Origin of the sequence: Ectopseudomonas chengduensis, assembly GCF_900102635.1 — a bacterium.
Taxonomy (GTDB): Bacteria; Pseudomonadota; Gammaproteobacteria; order Pseudomonadales; family Pseudomonadaceae; genus Aquipseudomonas; species Aquipseudomonas chengduensis.
The window spans coordinates 371,545-388,364 of the sequence record NZ_FMZQ01000002.1; the positions used below are offsets into that span (position 1 = coordinate 371,545).

Sequence of the window (16,820 nt, forward strand, 5' to 3'; positions counted from 1 at the left end):
ATGAATTCCATCTTCCTGCGCATCTATGGCGGCATGCTCGCCGCGCTGGTGCTGGTGGCGCTGCTGGGCGTCGGCACCTTGCACCTGGTCAACGAGGTGCGCGGCGATCAGTACCGCGAAGGGCTGGCGCGCGGCACCTTCCGCCTGATGGCGGACAACCTGCTGCCGATGAACGAGGTGGAACGCCGGCGCGCCCTGGTGGTGTGGTCGCGTCTGCTCGGCATCCCCCTGGAGCTGCAGGCCCTGAGCGAGGTGCCGCTTGAAAGCAGCGAGCGCAACCGGCTGCAGCGCGGCCAGGTGCTGGTGCAGCAGACTGGCCCGCATTCGGCCAAGGTCTATGGCCTGCTCGACGGCAAGCAGCCGCTGCTGCTGACCGGCGAGATCCAGCAGATCAGCGAGCAGCTGGCGCGGGCCACCAACTACCTGCTGATCGACGAACTGGTGCGCTACCCGGTGCATGAGCAGCCGCAGCGCCTGGCCGAATTGAAGGCGGCCAAGCAGTTCGGCTTTGATCTGCAGTTGGTGCGGCTCGAGGAAGCCACCATCGACCTCGACCAGCGCAGGCGTATCGACGAGGGCGATACGGTGATGGCGCTGGGCAAGGGCGGCGACTCCATCTATGTGTTCTCCGGCATCGTCGATACGCCCTGGGTGCTGGAGATCGGCCCGCTATACCAGATGAACCCCTATCCGCCGCAGCTGCTGGTGCTGATCGGTGCGCTGGGGCTGAGCCTGATCGGCTTGATCGTCTATCTGCTGGTTCGCTCGCTGGAGCAGCGCCTGCGCGTACTTGAAGGGGCTGCCACGCATATCGCCAGCGGTCGTCTGGATGCGCGAGTGCCGGCTCGCGGTGCGGATTCGGTGGGGCGCCTGGCCAGCAGCTTCAACGCCATGGCCGAGCACCTGCAGACGTCCCTGAGCACGCAGCGCGAGCTGGTGCGAGCGGTGTCCCACGAGCTGCGCACGCCGGTGGCGCGGCTGCGTTTCGGCCTGGAGATGATCGCCGACGCGCCGAACGAAAGTGCCCGGCGCAAGTACATGGACGGCATGGACAGCGATATCCAGGACCTCGACAAGTTGGTCGACGAGATGCTGACCTACGCGCGCCTGGAGCAGGGTTCGCCGGCGCTGAATTTCCAGCAGGTGGAGCTCAAGGCGCTGATCGACCAGGTGATCGACGAGCTGGCGCCGCTGAGCAACAAGGTGCGTGTGGAGTGTGGTGCGGTGCTCAGCGTGCAGGCCGAGGGCGCCTGCTGGGTTGAGGCCGAGCCGCGCTACCTGCACCGTGCGCTGCAGAATCTGGTGAGCAATGCCATGCGCTATGCCGAAGGCAAGGTGCTGATCAGCTGTCAGGTCGGCTACAAGCGTTGCCGCATCGACGTTGAGGACGACGGGCCGGGTGTGCCGGAAGAAGCCTGGGAGCGCCTGTTCAGTCCCTTCCTGCGTCTCGATGACAGCCGTACACGGGCTTCTGGCGGGCACGGGTTGGGGCTGTCCATCGTGCGCCGGATCATCTACTGGCATGGCGGTCGGGCGCAGATCGGCCGCAGCGAGAGCCTCGGTGGCGCGCGTTTCAGCCTGGTGTGGCCACGGCGTCAGGGGGAGTAGGGCACGTTTGCGTGTTGGGTCCGGTGCGCATGGCGCACCCTACCCGCGATCCGTAGGGTGCGCCGCGCGCACCGGCTTATCCACTTACGGCGGGGGCGCATGGTCACGCCGCCACCGCCACCAGGCTCAGAACCTTGTTATCGAACAGCACGAACTGGCCATCCAGCTCGGCGCCCGTGCGCCAATCGGGGTGCAGGTCGATCAGCAGGCGCAGGCGCGCGCGGTCCTGGTCGATGTCCAGCAGTTCGGCGTCATGGAAATAGAAGCGCGTCAGGGTCAGCGGGTAGAGCGCCTTGAACAGGCTTTCCTTGAGCGAGAAAGTCAGGCTGATGCGCGTGGCGCGGGTCTCTTCATCCAGAGCTTGCAGGTGTTGCAGTTCGGCGGGAGTGAGGATTTCACCCTGCAGTCGTTGGGCGCGCTCGTGGGGCAGCAGGCGTTCAACGTCCATGCCGACGGTGCGCCACTGATCTCGGGCGGCTACCAGCGCGGCAGCCCAGTTGTCGCCGTGGGTGATGGAGCCGACCACGCCACGCGGCCATTGCGGCGCGCGGTCTTCACCTACAGCCGGTACGCTGGCCTGGCCAGTCACGCGGCGCAGGGCTTCGCGGGCGCACAGGCGTCCGGCCAGGTATTCGGCCTGACGCTTGGCCACGCCGCGTACCGGGGGGATATCGCAGCGAGCGAAGTCATCCTCTGCGAGCAGGGCCGGGTCGAAGCGCGTGCTGATCAGCTGCGCGCCGGCAAGCGCGTTTGGCAGCGGGTTGTGCGTGTCGAGAGGGCTGCAGCAGGCGGGGTGATGAGCGTTCATGGGCGCGATTGTGCCGCGCGGCGGACCGTGCAGTCATCCGCCGTTTACATTTCTTTGCAGGCAGGTAACAAAGCTAAACGGACGCTGGCCTCGGCTTTTGTCAGACTGCGCTGGCATTCCCCAGGGAATGCAGGTGAGGTTGTAGTCAGTGCGAGGGCACTGACGTTTTCTCCGAGTTCGAGAACGGTAGCCCGATTGGGCTGCCGTTTTTTTTCGTCTCTCATTTGCTGCTGTGGCAAGAGGCCTAGTGAGCAGTCGGTGTCTGAGGTGTCACCAGTTCGTAGGAGCCGGCTTGCCGGCGATAGCTGCGCTGATGTACGGGATCGCCGGCAAGCCGGCTCCTACAGCATCCTTTGTTTGGCGGCGCGGTACACCGAGGATTCGGCGGCATCGTGGTGCACGGCGCACCCTACGCAATGCCGAAATGCGTAGGGTGGATCACGCTTCACCGATCCACCGCTTTGGTGGATGTAAAAAGCGACATCCACCCTACACGACCCTCCCGGCCCTTCGTGTGATCGCCAAGACGTTCGCATTTGCCCTGTGGCTTTCGTGGGGGGATTTGCAGTCAAATGCCTGTGCGGGCAAATCAATCCCCCGCGAGGACCATGGACGATGACCCAACAATCGCAATTCGCCCTGCTCGGCAAGAAGCGTTTTCTGCCGTTTTTCGTGACGCAATTGCTCGGCGCCTTCAATGACAACATCTTCAAGCAGTCGCTGATTCTCGCCATCCTCTTCAAGCTCAACACCGGGGTTGACCGCGATCTGCTGGTCAATCTCTGCGCCTTGCTGTTCATCCTGCCGTTCTTTCTGTTTTCCGCCCTCGGCGGGCAGTTTGGCGAGAAGTTCGCCAAGGATGCGCTGATCCGCAGGATCAAGCTGGCCGAGGTGTTCATCATGCTCACCGGCGCCGCCGGGGTGCTGCTCGACAGTCTGCCGCTGATGCTCGCCGTGCTGTTCGCCATGGGCACCCAGTCGGCGCTGTTCGGCCCGGTGAAGTATTCGATCCTGCCGCAGCACCTCAAGGAGCAGGAGCTGGTGGGCGGTAACGCCCTGGTGGAAATGGGTACCTTCCTGGCGATTCTGGCCGGCACCATCGGCGCTGGCATCATGATGGCCAGCAGCAGTTATGCGTCCATCGTCGCTGGTTCGGTGGTGGCTGTGGCGCTGCTTGGCTATCTGGCCAGCCAGGGCATCCCGCGCGCGGCGGCGGCGATGCCGACGCTGCCGCTGGACTGGAACATCTTCCGTCAGTCCTGGGTGATCATGAAGCTCGGTCTGGGCCAGCGTAAGGCGGTGTCGCGCTCGCTGGTGGGCAACTCCTGGTTCTGGTTTCTCGGCGCGATCTACCTGACGCAGATTCCGGCTTACTCGAAGGAGTGGCTGTACGGCGACGAGAGCGTGGTGACGTTGATTCTCACCGTGTTCTCGCTGGGCATCGGCCTGGGCTCGATGCTCTGTGAGCGCATGAGTGGGCACAAGGTGGAGATCGGCCTGGTGCCGTTCGGCTCCATCGGCCTGACCCTGTTCGGCATGCTGCTGTGGTGGTTCTCCGGCGGTTTCCCGCAGGGCGCCACGCCGCATGACTGGCTGGCGCTGCTGGGCTACGGCCAGGCCTGGTGGATTCTCGGCTGCATTCTCGGCATCGGTCTGTTCGGCGGTTTCTACATCGTGCCGCTGTATGCGCTGATCCAGTCGCGTACCGCCGAGCACGAGCGGGCGCGGGTGATTGCGGCCAACAACATCCTCAATGCGTTGTTCATGGTGGCCTCGGCCATTGTCGCGATCCTCTTTCTCAGCGTCGCAGGGCTGTCGATTCCGCAGCTGTTCCTGGCCATCTCGCTGATGAACATCGCGGTCAACAGCTACATCTTCAAGATCGTCCCCGAGTTCAGCATGCGTTTTCTCATCTGGCTGCTGGGGCATTCGATGTACCGGGTGGAGCACAAGGGGCTCGACGCCATCCCCGACGAGGGCGCGGCGGTACTGGTGTGCAACCACGTGTCCTTCGTCGATGCGCTGCTGATCGGCGGCGCAGTGCGGCGGCCGGTGCGCTTCGTCATGTACTACAAGATCTACGACCTGCCGGTGCTCAACTTCATCTTCCGCACCGCCGGTACCGTGCCGATTGCCGGACGCAGTGAGGATCTGCTGATCTACGACGCGGCGTTCAAGAAGATCGCCGAGTACCTGCGCAATGGCGAGCTGGTGTGCATCTTCCCCGAAGGCAAGCTGACCGCTGATGGTGAGATCGACGAGTTCAGGTCGGGGGTCGAGCGTATTCTCGAGGAGAACCCGGTGCCGGTGATTCCCATGGCGCTGCAAGGCCTGTGGGGCAGCTTCTTCAGTCGCGACCCGCACAAAGGCATCTTCAAGCGCCTGTGGTCGCGGGTGGGCCTGGTGGCCGGTGCGCCGATTGCGCCGGAGCAGGCCAGGCGTGAGGCGCTGCAGGCGCAGGTGGCGGCCTTGCGTGGGGATTGGCGTTGACTTGAATCATGTGGGAGGGGCTTCAGCCGCGATTCGCCGCTAAAGCGCCTCCCACGAAGCTGGATTCCGGCTTTCTCAGTGGCTCAACTTGAGTCCGATCAGCCCGCAGACGATCAGTGCCACGCTGGCCAGGCGCAGCAGCGCCATGGATTCGCCAAACAGGATGATGCCGGCGATCACCGTGCCCACGGCGCCGACGCCGGTCCAGATGGCGTAGGCGGTGCCCAGCGGCAGTTCCTTCATGGCCAGGCCGAGCAGGGCCAGGCTGACCAGCATGGCGCAGACGGTCAGCAGCGTTGGCAGGGGGCGGGTGAAGCCTTCGGTGTATTTCAGGCCGATGGCCCAGCCGACCTCGAACAGGCCGGCGAGCAGCAGAATGATCCAGGACATAGCTAACCTCCAGTGAGCCCTGAAAGGGGCCGTCCCCGGGTGGGTCACCCTGCGTTCAGGGTGCGGAGGTCGTCCTCGCGTGCGCCATTATTGTGCACATTGGCGGAGCCGGGGCAAGGTGTCCCGGATCAGCGGAACTTGTTGATTCAGCTGGAGCTTTTCTCTGAATCCTGACTCATTCGACGATAAATGGTCGCCAGTAGCGGGCCGGACAGGTTGTGCCAGACGCTGAACAGTGCGCTGGGCACGGCGGCAAGCGGGCTGAAGTGGGCGCTGGCCAGGGCGGCGCCGAGGCCGGAGTTCTGCATGCCGACTTCGATGGACAGCGTCTTGCGCTGCGCCAGGGACATGCCGAACAGGCGTCCAGCCAGGTAACCCAGGCCCAGGCCGATGCCGTTGTGCAGCATCACCACGGCCATGATCAGCAGGCCCGATTCGGCGATCTTGCCCTGGCTGGCCGCGACTACGGCGGCGACGATGGCGACGATGCTCACCACGGAAATCAGCGGCAGCACCTCGACGGCGGTCTTCACCCGCTCGCCGAGCAGGCGCTGGGCGATCAGGCCGAGGGCGATGGGCAGTAGCACCATCTTGAGGATGGAGATGAACATGGCGTTGAACGACACTGGCAGCCACTCCGAGGCCAGCAGCCAGATCAGTGCCGGGGTCACGAGCGGGGCGAGCAGGGTGGTGACGGCGGTGATCGAGACCGACAGCGCCAGGTCGCCACGGGCGAACCAGGTGATCACGTTGGAGGCGGTACCGCCTGGGCAGCAGCCCACCAGAATCACGCCCACGGCGATTTCCGGCGGCAGGGCGAATGCCTGGCACAGCAGCCAGGCGGTGCAGGGCATGATGATGAACTGAGCCAGCACGCCAAGCAGCACGGCCAGCGGGCGGCGGGCGACTTCCTGGAAGTCCGCGCCTTTGAGGGTCAGTCCCATGCCGAACATGATCAGCCCGAGCAGCGGCACGATCCAGGCGGTCAGTGGCAGGAACCAGCTGGGCTGGAAGAAGGCCATGACGGCGAACAGCAACACCCAGACGGCGAAGGTGTTGCCGATAAAACGGCTGAGGGCAATCAGTGCTTGCATGGCAGATTTCCTGGCAGGTTCGGAAAAGCCGGCAAGCCTACCAGAAGCGTCCAGCGCACCAGAACTGTAGGAGCCGGCTTGCCGGCGATGCTTTCCCAAGGAATGTCGATAGAACCGATCGCCAGCAAGCTGGCTCCTACAAAAGCCCTAGAGCGGCTCTTCATCCGCCGGGTAGCGGCTGGCGGTCAGACTTTCCTTGATCTTGCGCAGGTGCGGCTGGAAGTCCACGCCACGGCGCAGGGTGACGCCGGTGGCGAGCACGTCGAGCACGGTGAGCTGGATGATGCGCGAGGTCATCGGCATGTAGATGTCGGTGTCTTCCGGCAGTGGAATGTCCAGGCTCAGGGTGCTGGCCTTGGCCAGGGGCGAGCCGGCAGCGGTAAGGCCGAGCACCGAGGCGCCATTCTCGCGCGCCAGGCGCGCCACCTCCACCAGCTCGCGGGTGCGCCCGGTGTAGGAAATGATCACGAACAGATCACCGGTGTGCGCCACCGAGGTGATCATGCGCTGCATCAGCACGTCGGAATGCGCTGACACTGCCAGGTTGAAGCGAAAGAACTTGTGCTGCGCGTCCAGTGCCACCGACGCCGAGGCGCCGAGGCCGAAGAAATGGATCTGCCGCGCCTGGATCAGCAGGTCGACGGCGCGGCTGACGTGCTGCGGGTCGAGGCTCTGGCAGGCAGTGTCCAGCGAGGCGATGGTGCTGCCGAAGATCTTCCGGGTGTAGGCCTCGGGGCCGTCGTCGGCCGATACCGCGCGGCTGACGTAGGCGGCGCCGCTGGCCAGGCTCTGCGCCAGTTGCATCTTTAGTTCCGGGTAGCCGTTGGCGCCGAACGAGCGGCAGAAACGGTTGACCGTCGGCTCGCTGACACCCGCCGCCTGGGCCAGTGCGGCGATGCTGAAGCGCGTGGCCTGCTGCGGATCATGCAGGATCACTTCGGCGACCTTGCGTTCGGCCTTGTTCAGGTCGTCAAGGCGGCTCTGGATCTGTTCCAGCAGGTTGCGCACTCGGTCCATAGGGGCTCCTAACAGGCGGTTGAACGGGCTTGGCGACAGGCGATGGGCGGTAAAACAACCGGCCTATCCTACTGATGCCGCCCCAAGGTCACCACTGACTTATCGGGTATTGTGAATAATGTTGTTGCTATAACAATATTTTTCCTTGATAAATGCAGTATCACCCGGTATTTCTAGTTCATCTTGATAAAAGAACAAACTCATGCCCGCGATGAAGCTTGAATCCTGCACCTTTGCCTTGTTCGGCGCGCTGGGCGATCTGGCCTTGCGCAAGCTGTTTCCCGCGCTTTACCAGCTCGATCGTGCCGGTTTGCTGCACGATGCCACGCGCATCCTCGCTTTGGCCCGCGAAACGGGCGAGCCGAGTGACCACCTGCGCGCCATCGAACAGGCGTTGCGCCTGCACGTGCCAGCCAAGGAGCTGACGGAAACCGACCTGACGCGGTTCCTCGCGCGTCTGAGCTACCTGAGCATGGATTTTCTCAAGGCCGAGGACTACTCGGCGTTGCTCGAGCATGTCAGCGCGCAGGATCAGTTGATCGCCTACTTCGCCACGCCCGCCTCGGTGTATGGCGGCATCTGCGCCAACCTGGCCGCCGTCGGGCTGGCCGAGGGCACGCGGGTAGTGCTGGAAAAGCCGATCGGCCATGACCTGACGTCCTCGCGTGCGGTCAACGATGCCGTGGCTCAGGTGTTTCCGGAGAACCGCGTCTATCGCATCGACCATTACCTGGGCAAGGAGACGGTGCAGAACCTGATTGCCCTGCGTTTCGCCAACAGCCTGTTCGAAACCCAGTGGAACCAGAACCACATCTCCCACGTGGAAATCACCGTGGCCGAGAAGGTCGGTATCGAAGGGCGTTGGGGTTACTTCGATCAGGCCGGGCAACTGCGCGACATGATCCAGAACCACCTGCTGCAGTTGCTTTGCCTGATCGCCATGGACCCGCCCAGCGACCTGTCGGCCGACAGTATTCGTGATGAGAAGGTCAAGGTGCTCAAGGCGCTGGAGCCGATCAGCGTCGAGCAACTCGGCCAGCGCGTGGTGCGCGGCCAGTACGTGGCCGGCAGCAGTGATGGGCGACCGGTGCCGGGCTACCTGGAGGAAGAGAACTCCAATACCCAGAGCGACACCGAAACCTTCGTCGCCCTGCGTGCCGACATTCGCAACTGGCGCTGGGCCGGCGTGCCGTTTTACCTGCGCACCGGCAAGCGCATGCCGCAGAAGCTGTCGCAGATCGTCATCCACTTCAAGGCGCCGCCGCACTACATCTTCGCCCCGGAGCAGCGTCAGCTGATCGGCAACAAGCTGATCATCCGCCTGCAGCCGGACGAGGGCATCGCCCTGCAGGTGCTGACCAAGGATCAGGGCCTGGACAAGGGCATGCAGCTGCGCAGCGGCCCGCTGCAGCTGAGTTTCTCCGATACCTACCGCAGTGCGCGCATCCCTGATGCCTATGAGCGTCTGCTGCTTGAAGTGATGCGCGGCAACCAGAACCTGTTCGTGCGCAAGGACGAGATCGAGTACGCCTGGCAGTGGTGCGATCAGTTGATCGACGGCTGGCATCGTCTCGGCGAGGCGCCGAAGCCCTACACCGCCGGCAGCTGGGGGCCCATGGCGTCGGTCGCACTGATCACCCGAGATGGCAGGAGTTGGTATGGCGATCTCTGAACTGAAACTGCCGCCAGGCGTGCAGGCTTGCCCGCACGATGGTGCCGAGCAACTGGCTCAGGCCTTGGCCGTGCGTGTGGCCGATGCGTTGCGCCAGGCCATCGCCAGTCGCGGCCAGGCCACCCTGGTGGTGTCCGGCGGTCGCAGCCCGGTGCCGTTCTTCGAGGCGCTGGCGCAGCAGGCGTTGCCCTGGGCGCAGGTGCTGGTCAGCCTGGCCGATGAACGCTGGGTGCCGGTCAATCACGCCGGCAGCAACGAGGCGCTGGTGCGCCGTCATCTGCTGCGTGGTGCGGCCGCCGAAGCCCGTTTTCTCAGCCTCTACCAGGTTGCCGGCAGCCTCGAGCAGGCGGCCGAGCTGGCCGATGCTGCGGTCGCCGAACTGGCGCCGATCGACGTGCTGGTGCTGGGCATGGGCGATGACGGTCATACCGCCTCGCTGTTCCCGCATAGCCCCAATCTGCACCAGGCGTTGCAGCCGGACTGCGCGCGCCGCGTGCTGCCGATGCTTGCCCCGAGCGAGCCGACGCAACGCCTGACCCTGACCCTGCCGATGCTGACCAGCGCACGCCTGCCGCTGCTGGCGATCCAGGGGCAGGCGAAATTGAACGTCCTGACTAAGGCGCTGATGCCCGGTGAGATCGCCCAACTGCCGATCCGCGCCTTCCTCAATTCCTCTCTTGAAATCCATTGGTGCCCCTGACATGACTAGCCTCGACCAAGGCCAGCGCGCGCGCATGGCCGACAAAATCGCCGAGATCGACCGCATCTGCGCGCAGGCGCGGATCATGCCGGTGATCACCATCGCCCGTGAGGCGGATATCCTGCCGCTGGCCGATGCCCTGGCCGCTGGCGGTCTGCGTGTGCTGGAAGTGACGTTGCGCTCGGAGCATGGCCTGGAGGCGATTCGTCGCCTGCGCGCCGAGCGTCCCGAGCTTTGCGTGGGTGCCGGTACCGTATTGGATGAAGACATGCTCGCGGCGGCGACCGCGGCCGGTGCACAGTTCATCGTCACGCCGGGCAGCACACGCGAGCTGTTGCTGGCCGCGCTGGACAACCCGTTGCCACTGCTGCCAGGCGTGAGCAGCGCGTCGGAGCTGATGGTCGGTTACGCCCTGGGGTATCGCCGCTTCAAGCTGTTCCCGGCGGAGATCTGCGGTGGCGTCGCGGCGCTCAAGGCGCTGGCCGGGCCTTTCGGCGGGGTGCGCTTCTGCCCCACCGGTGGCATCACCCCGGACAATCTGCAGCGCTACATGGCGCAGCCCAACGTCATGTGCGTAGGCGGCACCTGGATGTTCCAGCGCGAGTGGGTGGAAAACAGCGATTGGGCGCGCATCCAGCAATGCAGCGTCGAGGCGCTGCAACTGCTTGGCTGATGCGAACGTGGCGCTGCTAATGGTGGCGGCGCCGCTGCAGAATGTCGCACCCGCTTAAAATCTGTGCCGTAGTGGTCGCTTGGTACGTCAGCTGATCCCTTGTGCTGGCTTCAACAAAAACAATTCTCCAGCGAAACCTGAAACATCCGCAGTTGGAGAATTGTCATGAACACCTGGTTCGCTAATCTCAGCGTTACCCGCAAACTCGCGCTTGGCTTCGGCCTGGTGCTGGTGCTTACCCTGGCTCTGGCCTGGACCGCCTGGAGCGGCCTGGGCAGCGTGATCCAGCGCAGCACCTGGATGAGCGAGATCACCCAGCTCAATGCAACGCTGACCAACCTGCGTATCGCCCGCCTGCAGTTCATGCTGGCAAAGGGCGACGCCGCCAGCACCGAGCGTCTGCTGACCAACCTGAACCTCTATCTCGAGCAGCAGAAGCTGCTGCTGGGGACCTTCACCAATCCGGTGAACGTCAAGCTGCTGCAGGAGCAGGACCGCTACAACCAGGATTACCAGCGTTCACTGGCGGGTATGCGTGCAGCCTACACGGCCGCCGAGCAGGCACGTGGCCAGGTCAGTAGCGAAGACCAGCAGCTGAGCGAACTGCTGGGCGCGATGCGACGCAGCGTGGAGCTGCTGCCGGAATACGACGGTCGTCGCTTCGAGCAGCTGCAGGCCCTGACGCTCACTCATGGTGAGCTGCTGCGTCTGCGTTATCTGCTTGAGCGCTATGAAAGCGCACCTGATGCCCAGACCGAGCAGGCCCTTGCCGAGCGCATCGGCACTGCGCGCAGCAGCCTCGCTGCGCTGGAGCAGGTTTTCGGTAGCGCCCAGCAGGATGCTGTGCGGCGGATCTCCACCGCGCTCGGCCAGTTCGAGCAGACGGTGCAGGCGTTCAAGGCCGCCACTGCCGATATCGCCCGTACCCGTCAGGAAATGACCGATCAGCAGGGCGAAATCGTCCGTATCAGCGAGACGCTGTACAAGTTCCAGATGGAGCGCATGGCCATCGAAAGTGCCCAGGCGCGTAGTCTGCAGATCGGCGCCACGCTGCTGGCCCTGCTGTTCGGCGTTCTGGCTGCCTGGATCATCACCCGTCAGATCACCCGCCCATTGCAGGACACCCTGGGTGCGGTAAAGCGCATTGCCGATGGCGACCTGACTGCCAGCGTGCGGGTCGATCGCCGCGACGAGATGGGCCAGCTGCAGCAGGGCATCCAGCACATGGCCACGACCCTGCGCGAGCTGATCGGCGGCATCCGCGACAGCGTCACCCAGATCGCCAGCGCCGCCGAGGAGCTGTCGGCAGTCACCGAGCAGACCAGCGCTGGCGCCAACAGCCAGAAGAGCGAGACCGACCAGGTGGCCACCGCCATGCATGAGATGTCCGCCACCGTGCAGGAAGTGGCGCGCAACGCCGAGCAGGCCTCGCAGGCGGCCAACGACGCGGACGGCCAGGCGCGCCTGGGCGACCAGGTGGTGGCCGAGGTGATTTCGCAGATCGAGCGTCTGGCTGCCGAAGTGGGGCGCTCTTCCGAGGCGATGACTGGTCTGCAGCAGGAAAGCGACAAGATCGGCAGCGTGATGGACGTGATCAAGTCGGTAGCCGAGCAGACCAACCTGCTGGCGCTCAACGCCGCCATCGAGGCTGCGCGTGCCGGTGAAGCGGGGCGCGGTTTTGCCGTGGTCGCCGACGAGGTGCGCGGCCTGGCGCAGCGCACGCAGAAATCCACCGAGGAGATCGAGGCGCTGATCGCCGGCTTGCAGAGCGGTACCCAGCAGGTCGCCGCGGTGATGCGCAACAGCCGTAACCTCACCGACAGCAGCGTCGAGCTGACGCGCAAGGCCGGCGACTCGCTGGGCAGCATCACCCTCGCGGTGTCCAACATCCAGTCGATGAACCAGCAGATCGCCGCCGCCGCGGAAGAGCAGAGCGCCGTGGCCGAGGAGATCAGCCGCAGCATCCTCAGCGTGCGCGATGTATCCGAGCAGACCGCCACTGCCAGCGACGAAACGGCCAAATCCTCGGCCGAGCTGGCGCGCCTGGGCGGCCAGCTGCAGTCCATGGTCAGCCGCTTCCGGGTTTGATTTGAGTTGGAGCCGGTGCGCGCGGCGCACCCTACGAGAATTACGCTGTTCAAACCGTAGGGTGCGCCGCGCGCACCGCCGACTATCCTGAATCTGCTGGCAAGAATTCAGGAGACAAGGAATGTCCAACTACCGCCGCGCTCGCGATGCGGGCGCCTGCTATTTCTTCACGCTGGTCAGCCACCAGCGTCGCCCGGTGCTGACCGAAGCGCCATTGCGCGCAGCCTTGCGCCGTGCCATCGAACGAGTCCGTTTACACCGTCCCTTCATCATCGAAGGTTGGATACTGCTGCCCGATCATCTGCATTGTGTCTGGCGTCTGCCTGAAGGGGATGCAGATTTTGGCTCACGCTGGTCGATGATCAAGCGCCTGACTTCTCAGGCCTTGCCGGGGTTCGGTTCGATCAGTTTGAGTCGCAGTTTGCGTCGTGAGTCAGGGCTGTGGCAGCGGCGCTTCTGGGAGCACCGTATTCGTGATGAAGGCGATTACCAGCGGCATATGGATTACCTGCATTTCAATCCAGTGAAGCATGGCTTGGTCGAACGCGTGGCAGATTGGCCGTGGTCGAGCTTTCATCGTTTGGTGAAGGAGGGTGTGTATCCAGCGGATTGGGGTAGCGATGCCAAAACGGGTGACGGTGAGTACGGTGAATGACGCGGTGCGCACGGCCTAGGCGGCCCCGCGACACCCTACGGCTTAAGCGGCGTCCGCGCGCACCGACTTTTTTCAATGTGCCTGTCTATTCTTCCATCGCCCATTCGACTACTGCATAGAACCCCGCCCTGGGTTCACTGTCAGCCGTAGGGAGACACCCTGCGCGCGACTTCGACTCGAACAAGGAGAAAGGCGATGCGTTTCATGGTGATTGTCAAAGCGACGGCCGATTCCGAAGCCGGTGTGATGCCCAGCGAAGAGCTGCTGACGGCCATGGGCCGTTACAACGAAGAGCTGGCGGCCGCTGGCGTGATTCAGGCTGCCGAAGGTCTGCACCCCAGCTCCAGGGGCGCGCGGGTGCGGTTTTCCGGGGCGCAGCGCTCGGTGATCGACGGCCCATTCATGGAGACCAAGGAGCTGGTGGCCGGCTTCTGGATCTTTCAGTGCGAGTCGCTGCAGGCCTGCATCGACTGGGTCAAGCGTTGCCCCAACCCCATGCCTGGCGAATCCGATATCGAGATTCGGCAGATCTTCGAGGCCGAGGACTTCGGCGCCGAGTTCACCCCCGAGCTGCGTGAGCAGGAAGACCGTATTCGCGCGCGCATGAGCAGTGAAAATCAAGGAGAGTAACGATGAAGATGCATGCCTATCTGATGTTCGATGGCCAGTGCGAGGCCGCCTTCAACCGCTACGCCGAGGTCTTCGGCGGTAAGCTGGAGATGATGCGCTACGCCGACAGCCCCGAGGATATGGAGGTTCCGGCCGAGTACCAGCAGCGTGTCATGCACGTCTGCCTGACCGTCGGCGATCAGTTGCTGATGGCATCCGACAATCTGCCGCAGTACCCCTATGAGGGGATCAAGGGGTGTTCCGTTTCCCTGCAGGTGGACAACGTGCCGGAGGCCGAGCGCCTGTACGAGGCATTGTCGGCCGGCGGTTCGGTGCAGATGGAGCTGCAGGCGACCTTCTGGGCAACCCGCTTCGCCATGCTTACCGACCGTTTCGGCGTGTCCTGGATGATCAACTGCATGGTCGATAGCCAGCAGGGTTGACGGCGAGTTTCTCGGCAAACGTAGCCCGGATGAAATCCGGGGAGACGAGACTGCGCCTTCGCGACTGAAACGGAGTGCCGCCCAGCCGCTCCTACGGCCTGATTGGTCCGTAGGAGCGGCTTCAGCCGCGAAGAGCTTTCTAGCTCACCAGCGTCAGCGGCTCGGGCTCTTCCTGTACTTGCACGCCCGCGAGGAACTCCTCGCCCCAGCGGCGAATGTCGTTGTAGCAGACGATATCGAACAGCTCGCGCAGGCGCGCCTGGGCCTCGCTCTTGGGCAGGTTCAGCGCCAGGTAGCAGGTCTGCGCCAGATCGGCCGGATCATGCGGGTTGGTCAGCAGCGCGCCCTTGAGCTCGGCCGCCGCGCCGGCGAACTCCGACAGCACCAGCACGCCACGTCCGCCGAGCAGGCCTTGCGCGGCGACGAACTCCTTGGCTACCAGGTTGAGGCCATCGCGCAATGGGGTGATCCACATGACATCGGCCATGGCGTACCAGGCGCTGACTTCCTCGAAGGGCAGGCTGCGGAAGAAGAACTGCAGCGGCGTCCAGCCGATGCGGGCGAAACGGCCGTTGATGCGGCCGACTGCCTGTTCGATCTGCGTTTGCAGTTCGTCGTACACCCTCATCTCGCGTGCCGCCGGTACGCACACGGTGACCAGGGTGACCTTGCCGATCAGCTCGGGGTTATCGGCCAGCAGGCGCTCGTAGGCGTTGAGCTTTTCCAGAATGCCCTTGGTGTAATCGAGGCGCTCGACCGAGAGGATCAGCTTCACGCCTTTCATTTCCTCGCGCAGCTGGCCCATCAGCTCCTTGATCTTTGGTGCTTCCAGCGCATTGCGTACGCGGTCGATGTCCAGCCCGACCGGGTGCGCGCCGAGCTTGACCTGGCGCGTGCCGGTGTCCAGCGCGGTGGTCATGCGCTCCAGGCCCACGGCGCAGCCATAGGTGATGAAGCGCGGCGCGCAGCTCTGCCGCTCCAGGGTCTTGAGCGGGAATACACCACGGGCGACGTCGACGAAGTTCTCCACCTGACGCGGAATATGAAAGCCGATGTAGTCGCACTGCAGCAGGCTGCCGACGATCTGCCGGCGCCAGGGCAGCACGTTGAACACGTCGGCCGAGGGGAAGTAGGTGTGGTGGAAGAAGGCGATGCGCAGGTCCGGGCGCAGCTCGCGCAGGTAGGCTGGCACCATCCACAGGTTGTAGTCATGCAGCCAGACGATGGCGCCTTCGGCGGCCTCCAGCGCGGTGCGTTCGGCGAAGGCGCGGTTGACCTTGAGGAACACCTGCCAGTCGTCCTCGTTGAATATCGCGCGTTCCCAGAACGTATGCAGGGTCGGCCAGAAGGCTTCCTTGGAGAAGCGCTTGTAGAAGATGTCGACTTCTTCCTTGCTCAGCTTGACCCGCGCGGCGGTGAGCTTGGGATAACGCTCGGCGTCCACCGTGGTGTGGCTGTCGAACGGCTCATCGCCGTCCTCGTGTACGGCCCAGGCCACCCAGGAGCCGGGACGGCCGTCGCCGAAGAAGCTGAGCAGGGTGGGAATGATGCCGTTGGGCGAGGTCGGGCGGCGACGCTGCAGCTTGCCGGCGGCATTGCGGTATTCCTCATAGGGCAGGCGGTGATAGACCATCACCAGTTCGGCCTTGCCTGGTTGCGCGGCCTGGCGACGTTCGGCTGCGATGCCGTGCTCGCCGAGAAAGCCGAAATGAGCGAAGGCTTCGAGAATGCCGCCGCAGCCAGGGCGGCTGGCATGCAGGGTGCGCGAGTGGTTGGCGGTGGCTTCCAGCAGTGCGGTTTCCGACTGACCGACGCATACACCGTGGAAACTGGCGCTGAGCATGGACAGGTCATTGAGCGTATCGCCGGCTGCCAGTACCTGGTCATGGCTCAGCTCCAGCCAGTCGGCCAGGGCCTGCAGGCTGCTGCCCTTGTTCACGCCCTTGGGCAGGAAGTCCAGGTACAGCTCTGCGGAGTACAGCAGGTCGCAACCCAGCTCATCGGCGATCTCGCGCAGCGCCGGGTTGACCGCCTGTTCAGGCGTGCAGAAGTAGGAGCAGCGGCGCGCCTGCGGCACGTCCTGACGCTCCAGACCGAACGGCTCGATGACGCTGGCTACCTGGGTTTCGCCGGGCCAGCGGGCATCGACCACGCTTTGCAGCTGTTGGATCGGTTGCAGGCTGTCGCCATGCACCAGCGTCGCGCCGACGTCGGCGATGATGTAGTCCGGCTGCGGCAGCGTCGGGTCGGCCAGCAGCGGCAATACCGCCTCCAGGCTGCGCCCGGTGACGTAGGCGAGCTTGATCTCGGGGTGGGCGGCGATGGTCTGATAAAGGCTCAGGCGATCTTCGGGGTCGCCAGCGAGAAAGGTTCCATCCAGATCGGTAGCTAATAGCATCGTTGTTTCTCCAGAAGTGGCCACTGCGGCTCGGCGCGAATGCGCGCGGCCGAGGGGCCGGGTTTCTGGCTGCTTGGGGTAGGCTCAAGGCCTTGCCGAAACAGCCTTTAAGAAACCGTCCAAAGACTGCTGCGCGTCGGCCATGCTGCGTTGAAGTCGAGCTCAGAATGCTCAT

The 16,820-nt window shown here is 64.2% G+C and carries 15 protein-coding genes; 9 read left to right on the top strand and 6 right to left on the bottom strand.

All coding sequences use genetic code 11. The annotated features are described in order from the left end of the window. The gene (locus BLS08_RS06380) at positions 1–1,608 is read left to right on the top strand and encodes an ATP-binding protein (RefSeq protein ID WP_090336241.1); all 1,608 of its coding nucleotides are present in this window, start codon (positions 1–3) and stop codon (positions 1,606–1,608) included. Positions 1,609–1,711: 103 nt separating this feature from the next. On the opposite strand, the gene BLS08_RS06385 is transcribed toward BLS08_RS06380, so the two are convergent. Continuing rightward, positions 1,712–2,416, bottom strand: coding sequence for a 4'-phosphopantetheinyl transferase family protein (locus BLS08_RS06385; RefSeq protein ID WP_090336243.1), 705 nt, complete (start codon positions 2,414–2,416; stop codon positions 1,712–1,714). Between the two features lie 615 nt (positions 2,417–3,031). On the opposite strand from BLS08_RS06385, the gene BLS08_RS06390 reads away from it, so the two are divergent. Beyond that, positions 3,032–4,906, top strand: a complete 1,875-nt coding sequence (locus BLS08_RS06390) for an MFS transporter (RefSeq protein ID WP_090336245.1) — start codon at positions 3,032–3,034, stop codon at positions 4,904–4,906. A 75-nt stretch (positions 4,907–4,981) separates the two neighbouring features. On the opposite strand, the gene sugE is transcribed toward BLS08_RS06390, so the two are convergent. The 4 genes from sugE to BLS08_RS06405 form a co-directional block, all read right to left on the bottom strand. Continuing rightward, the gene (sugE, locus tag BLS08_RS06395) at positions 4,982–5,296 is read right to left on the bottom strand and encodes a quaternary ammonium compound efflux SMR transporter SugE (RefSeq protein ID WP_021490124.1); all 315 of its coding nucleotides are present in this window, start codon (positions 5,294–5,296) and stop codon (positions 4,982–4,984) included. A gap of 146 nt (positions 5,297–5,442) precedes the next feature. Beyond that, complete coding sequence (locus BLS08_RS06400; protein WP_059391281.1) at positions 5,443–6,390, bottom strand: bile acid:sodium symporter family protein; 948 nt, start codon at positions 6,388–6,390, stop codon at positions 5,443–5,445. Next, a complete protein-coding gene (locus BLS08_RS26295; RefSeq protein ID WP_167375870.1) occupies positions 6,378–6,518 on the bottom strand; it encodes a hypothetical protein in 141 nt (46 codons plus the stop codon). Before BLS08_RS26295 ends, BLS08_RS06400 begins: the two co-directional genes overlap by 13 nt. Before the next feature lie 19 nt (positions 6,519–6,537). Next, positions 6,538–7,407 carry a MurR/RpiR family transcriptional regulator gene (locus tag BLS08_RS06405; RefSeq protein ID WP_090336247.1) on the bottom strand — a complete coding sequence of 290 codons (870 nt, stop codon included), beginning with the start codon at positions 7,405–7,407 and terminating at the stop codon, positions 6,538–6,540. Positions 7,408–7,609: 202 nt separating this feature from the next. Between BLS08_RS06405 and zwf the strand changes: the two genes are divergently transcribed. The 7 genes from zwf to BLS08_RS06440 all read left to right on the top strand — a co-directional run bounded on the left by zwf (position 7,610) and on the right by BLS08_RS06440 (position 14,247). Further along, positions 7,610–9,079 carry a glucose-6-phosphate dehydrogenase gene (zwf, locus tag BLS08_RS06410; protein WP_090336249.1) on the top strand — a complete coding sequence of 490 codons (1,470 nt, stop codon included), beginning with the start codon at positions 7,610–7,612 and terminating at the stop codon, positions 9,077–9,079. Beyond that, complete coding sequence (pgl, locus tag BLS08_RS06415; RefSeq protein ID WP_090336250.1) at positions 9,066–9,779, top strand: 6-phosphogluconolactonase; 714 nt, start codon at positions 9,066–9,068, stop codon at positions 9,777–9,779. Before zwf ends, pgl begins: the two co-directional genes overlap by 14 nt. Position 9,780: 1 nt before the next feature. Further along, positions 9,781–10,452, top strand: a complete 672-nt coding sequence (locus BLS08_RS06420; protein ID WP_017674881.1) for a bifunctional 4-hydroxy-2-oxoglutarate aldolase/2-dehydro-3-deoxy-phosphogluconate aldolase — start codon at positions 9,781–9,783, stop codon at positions 10,450–10,452. A 165-nt stretch (positions 10,453–10,617) separates the two neighbouring features. Continuing rightward, positions 10,618–12,540, top strand: coding sequence for a methyl-accepting chemotaxis protein (locus BLS08_RS06425; RefSeq protein ID WP_017674880.1), 1,923 nt, complete (start codon positions 10,618–10,620; stop codon positions 12,538–12,540). 121 nt (positions 12,541–12,661) lie between these two features. Beyond that, positions 12,662–13,195: an REP-associated tyrosine transposase gene (locus tag BLS08_RS06430; protein ID WP_017674879.1), complete on the top strand. Its 534-nt coding sequence runs from the start codon at positions 12,662–12,664 to the stop codon at positions 13,193–13,195. Positions 13,196–13,390: 195 nt separating this feature from the next. Next, positions 13,391–13,825 carry a YciI family protein gene (locus BLS08_RS06435; protein ID WP_017674878.1) on the top strand — a complete coding sequence of 145 codons (435 nt, stop codon included), beginning with the start codon at positions 13,391–13,393 and terminating at the stop codon, positions 13,823–13,825. 2 nt (positions 13,826–13,827) lie between these two features. Further along, the gene (locus BLS08_RS06440; RefSeq protein ID WP_017674877.1) at positions 13,828–14,247 is read left to right on the top strand and encodes a VOC family protein; all 420 of its coding nucleotides are present in this window, start codon (positions 13,828–13,830) and stop codon (positions 14,245–14,247) included. Between the two features lie 139 nt (positions 14,248–14,386). On the opposite strand, the gene ggpS is transcribed toward BLS08_RS06440, so the two are convergent. After that, entirely contained in the window at positions 14,387–16,645 is a 2,259-nt protein-coding gene (ggpS, locus tag BLS08_RS06445; protein WP_017674876.1) for a glucosylglycerol-phosphate synthase, read from the bottom strand. Positions 16,646–16,820: the final 175 nt, after the last annotated feature.

What these genes read in the sequence shown, in the direction of transcription:
- BLS08_RS06405 (WP_090336247.1), bottom strand. Translation starts at nt 7,407, where the DNA reads ATGGACCGAGTGCGCAACCTGCTGGAACAGATCCAGAGCCGCCTTGAC.
- BLS08_RS06400 (WP_059391281.1), bottom strand. Translation starts at nt 6,390, where the DNA reads ATGCAAGCACTGATTGCCCTCAGCCGTTTTATCGGCAACACCTTCGCC.
- BLS08_RS06435 (WP_017674878.1), top strand. Translation starts at nt 13,391, where the DNA reads ATGCGTTTCATGGTGATTGTCAAAGCGACGGCCGATTCCGAAGCCGGT.
- BLS08_RS06390 (WP_090336245.1), top strand. Translation starts at nt 3,032, where the DNA reads ATGACCCAACAATCGCAATTCGCCCTGCTCGGCAAGAAGCGTTTTCTG.
- BLS08_RS06420 (WP_017674881.1), top strand. Translation starts at nt 9,781, where the DNA reads ATGACTAGCCTCGACCAAGGCCAGCGCGCGCGCATGGCCGACAAAATC.
- BLS08_RS06425 (WP_017674880.1), top strand. Translation starts at nt 10,618, where the DNA reads ATGAACACCTGGTTCGCTAATCTCAGCGTTACCCGCAAACTCGCGCTT.
- BLS08_RS06430 (WP_017674879.1), top strand. Translation starts at nt 12,662, where the DNA reads ATGTCCAACTACCGCCGCGCTCGCGATGCGGGCGCCTGCTATTTCTTC.
- pgl (WP_090336250.1), top strand. Translation starts at nt 9,066, where the DNA reads ATGGCGATCTCTGAACTGAAACTGCCGCCAGGCGTGCAGGCTTGCCCG.
- BLS08_RS06440 (WP_017674877.1), top strand. Translation starts at nt 13,828, where the DNA reads ATGAAGATGCATGCCTATCTGATGTTCGATGGCCAGTGCGAGGCCGCC.
- zwf (WP_090336249.1), top strand. Translation starts at nt 7,610, where the DNA reads ATGCCCGCGATGAAGCTTGAATCCTGCACCTTTGCCTTGTTCGGCGCG.
- ggpS (WP_017674876.1), bottom strand. Translation starts at nt 16,645, where the DNA reads ATGCTATTAGCTACCGATCTGGATGGAACCTTTCTCGCTGGCGACCCC.
- sugE (WP_021490124.1), bottom strand. Translation starts at nt 5,296, where the DNA reads ATGTCCTGGATCATTCTGCTGCTCGCCGGCCTGTTCGAGGTCGGCTGG.
- BLS08_RS06385 (WP_090336243.1), bottom strand. Translation starts at nt 2,416, where the DNA reads ATGAACGCTCATCACCCCGCCTGCTGCAGCCCTCTCGACACGCACAAC.
- BLS08_RS06380 (WP_090336241.1), top strand. Translation starts at nt 1, where the DNA reads ATGAATTCCATCTTCCTGCGCATCTATGGCGGCATGCTCGCCGCGCTG.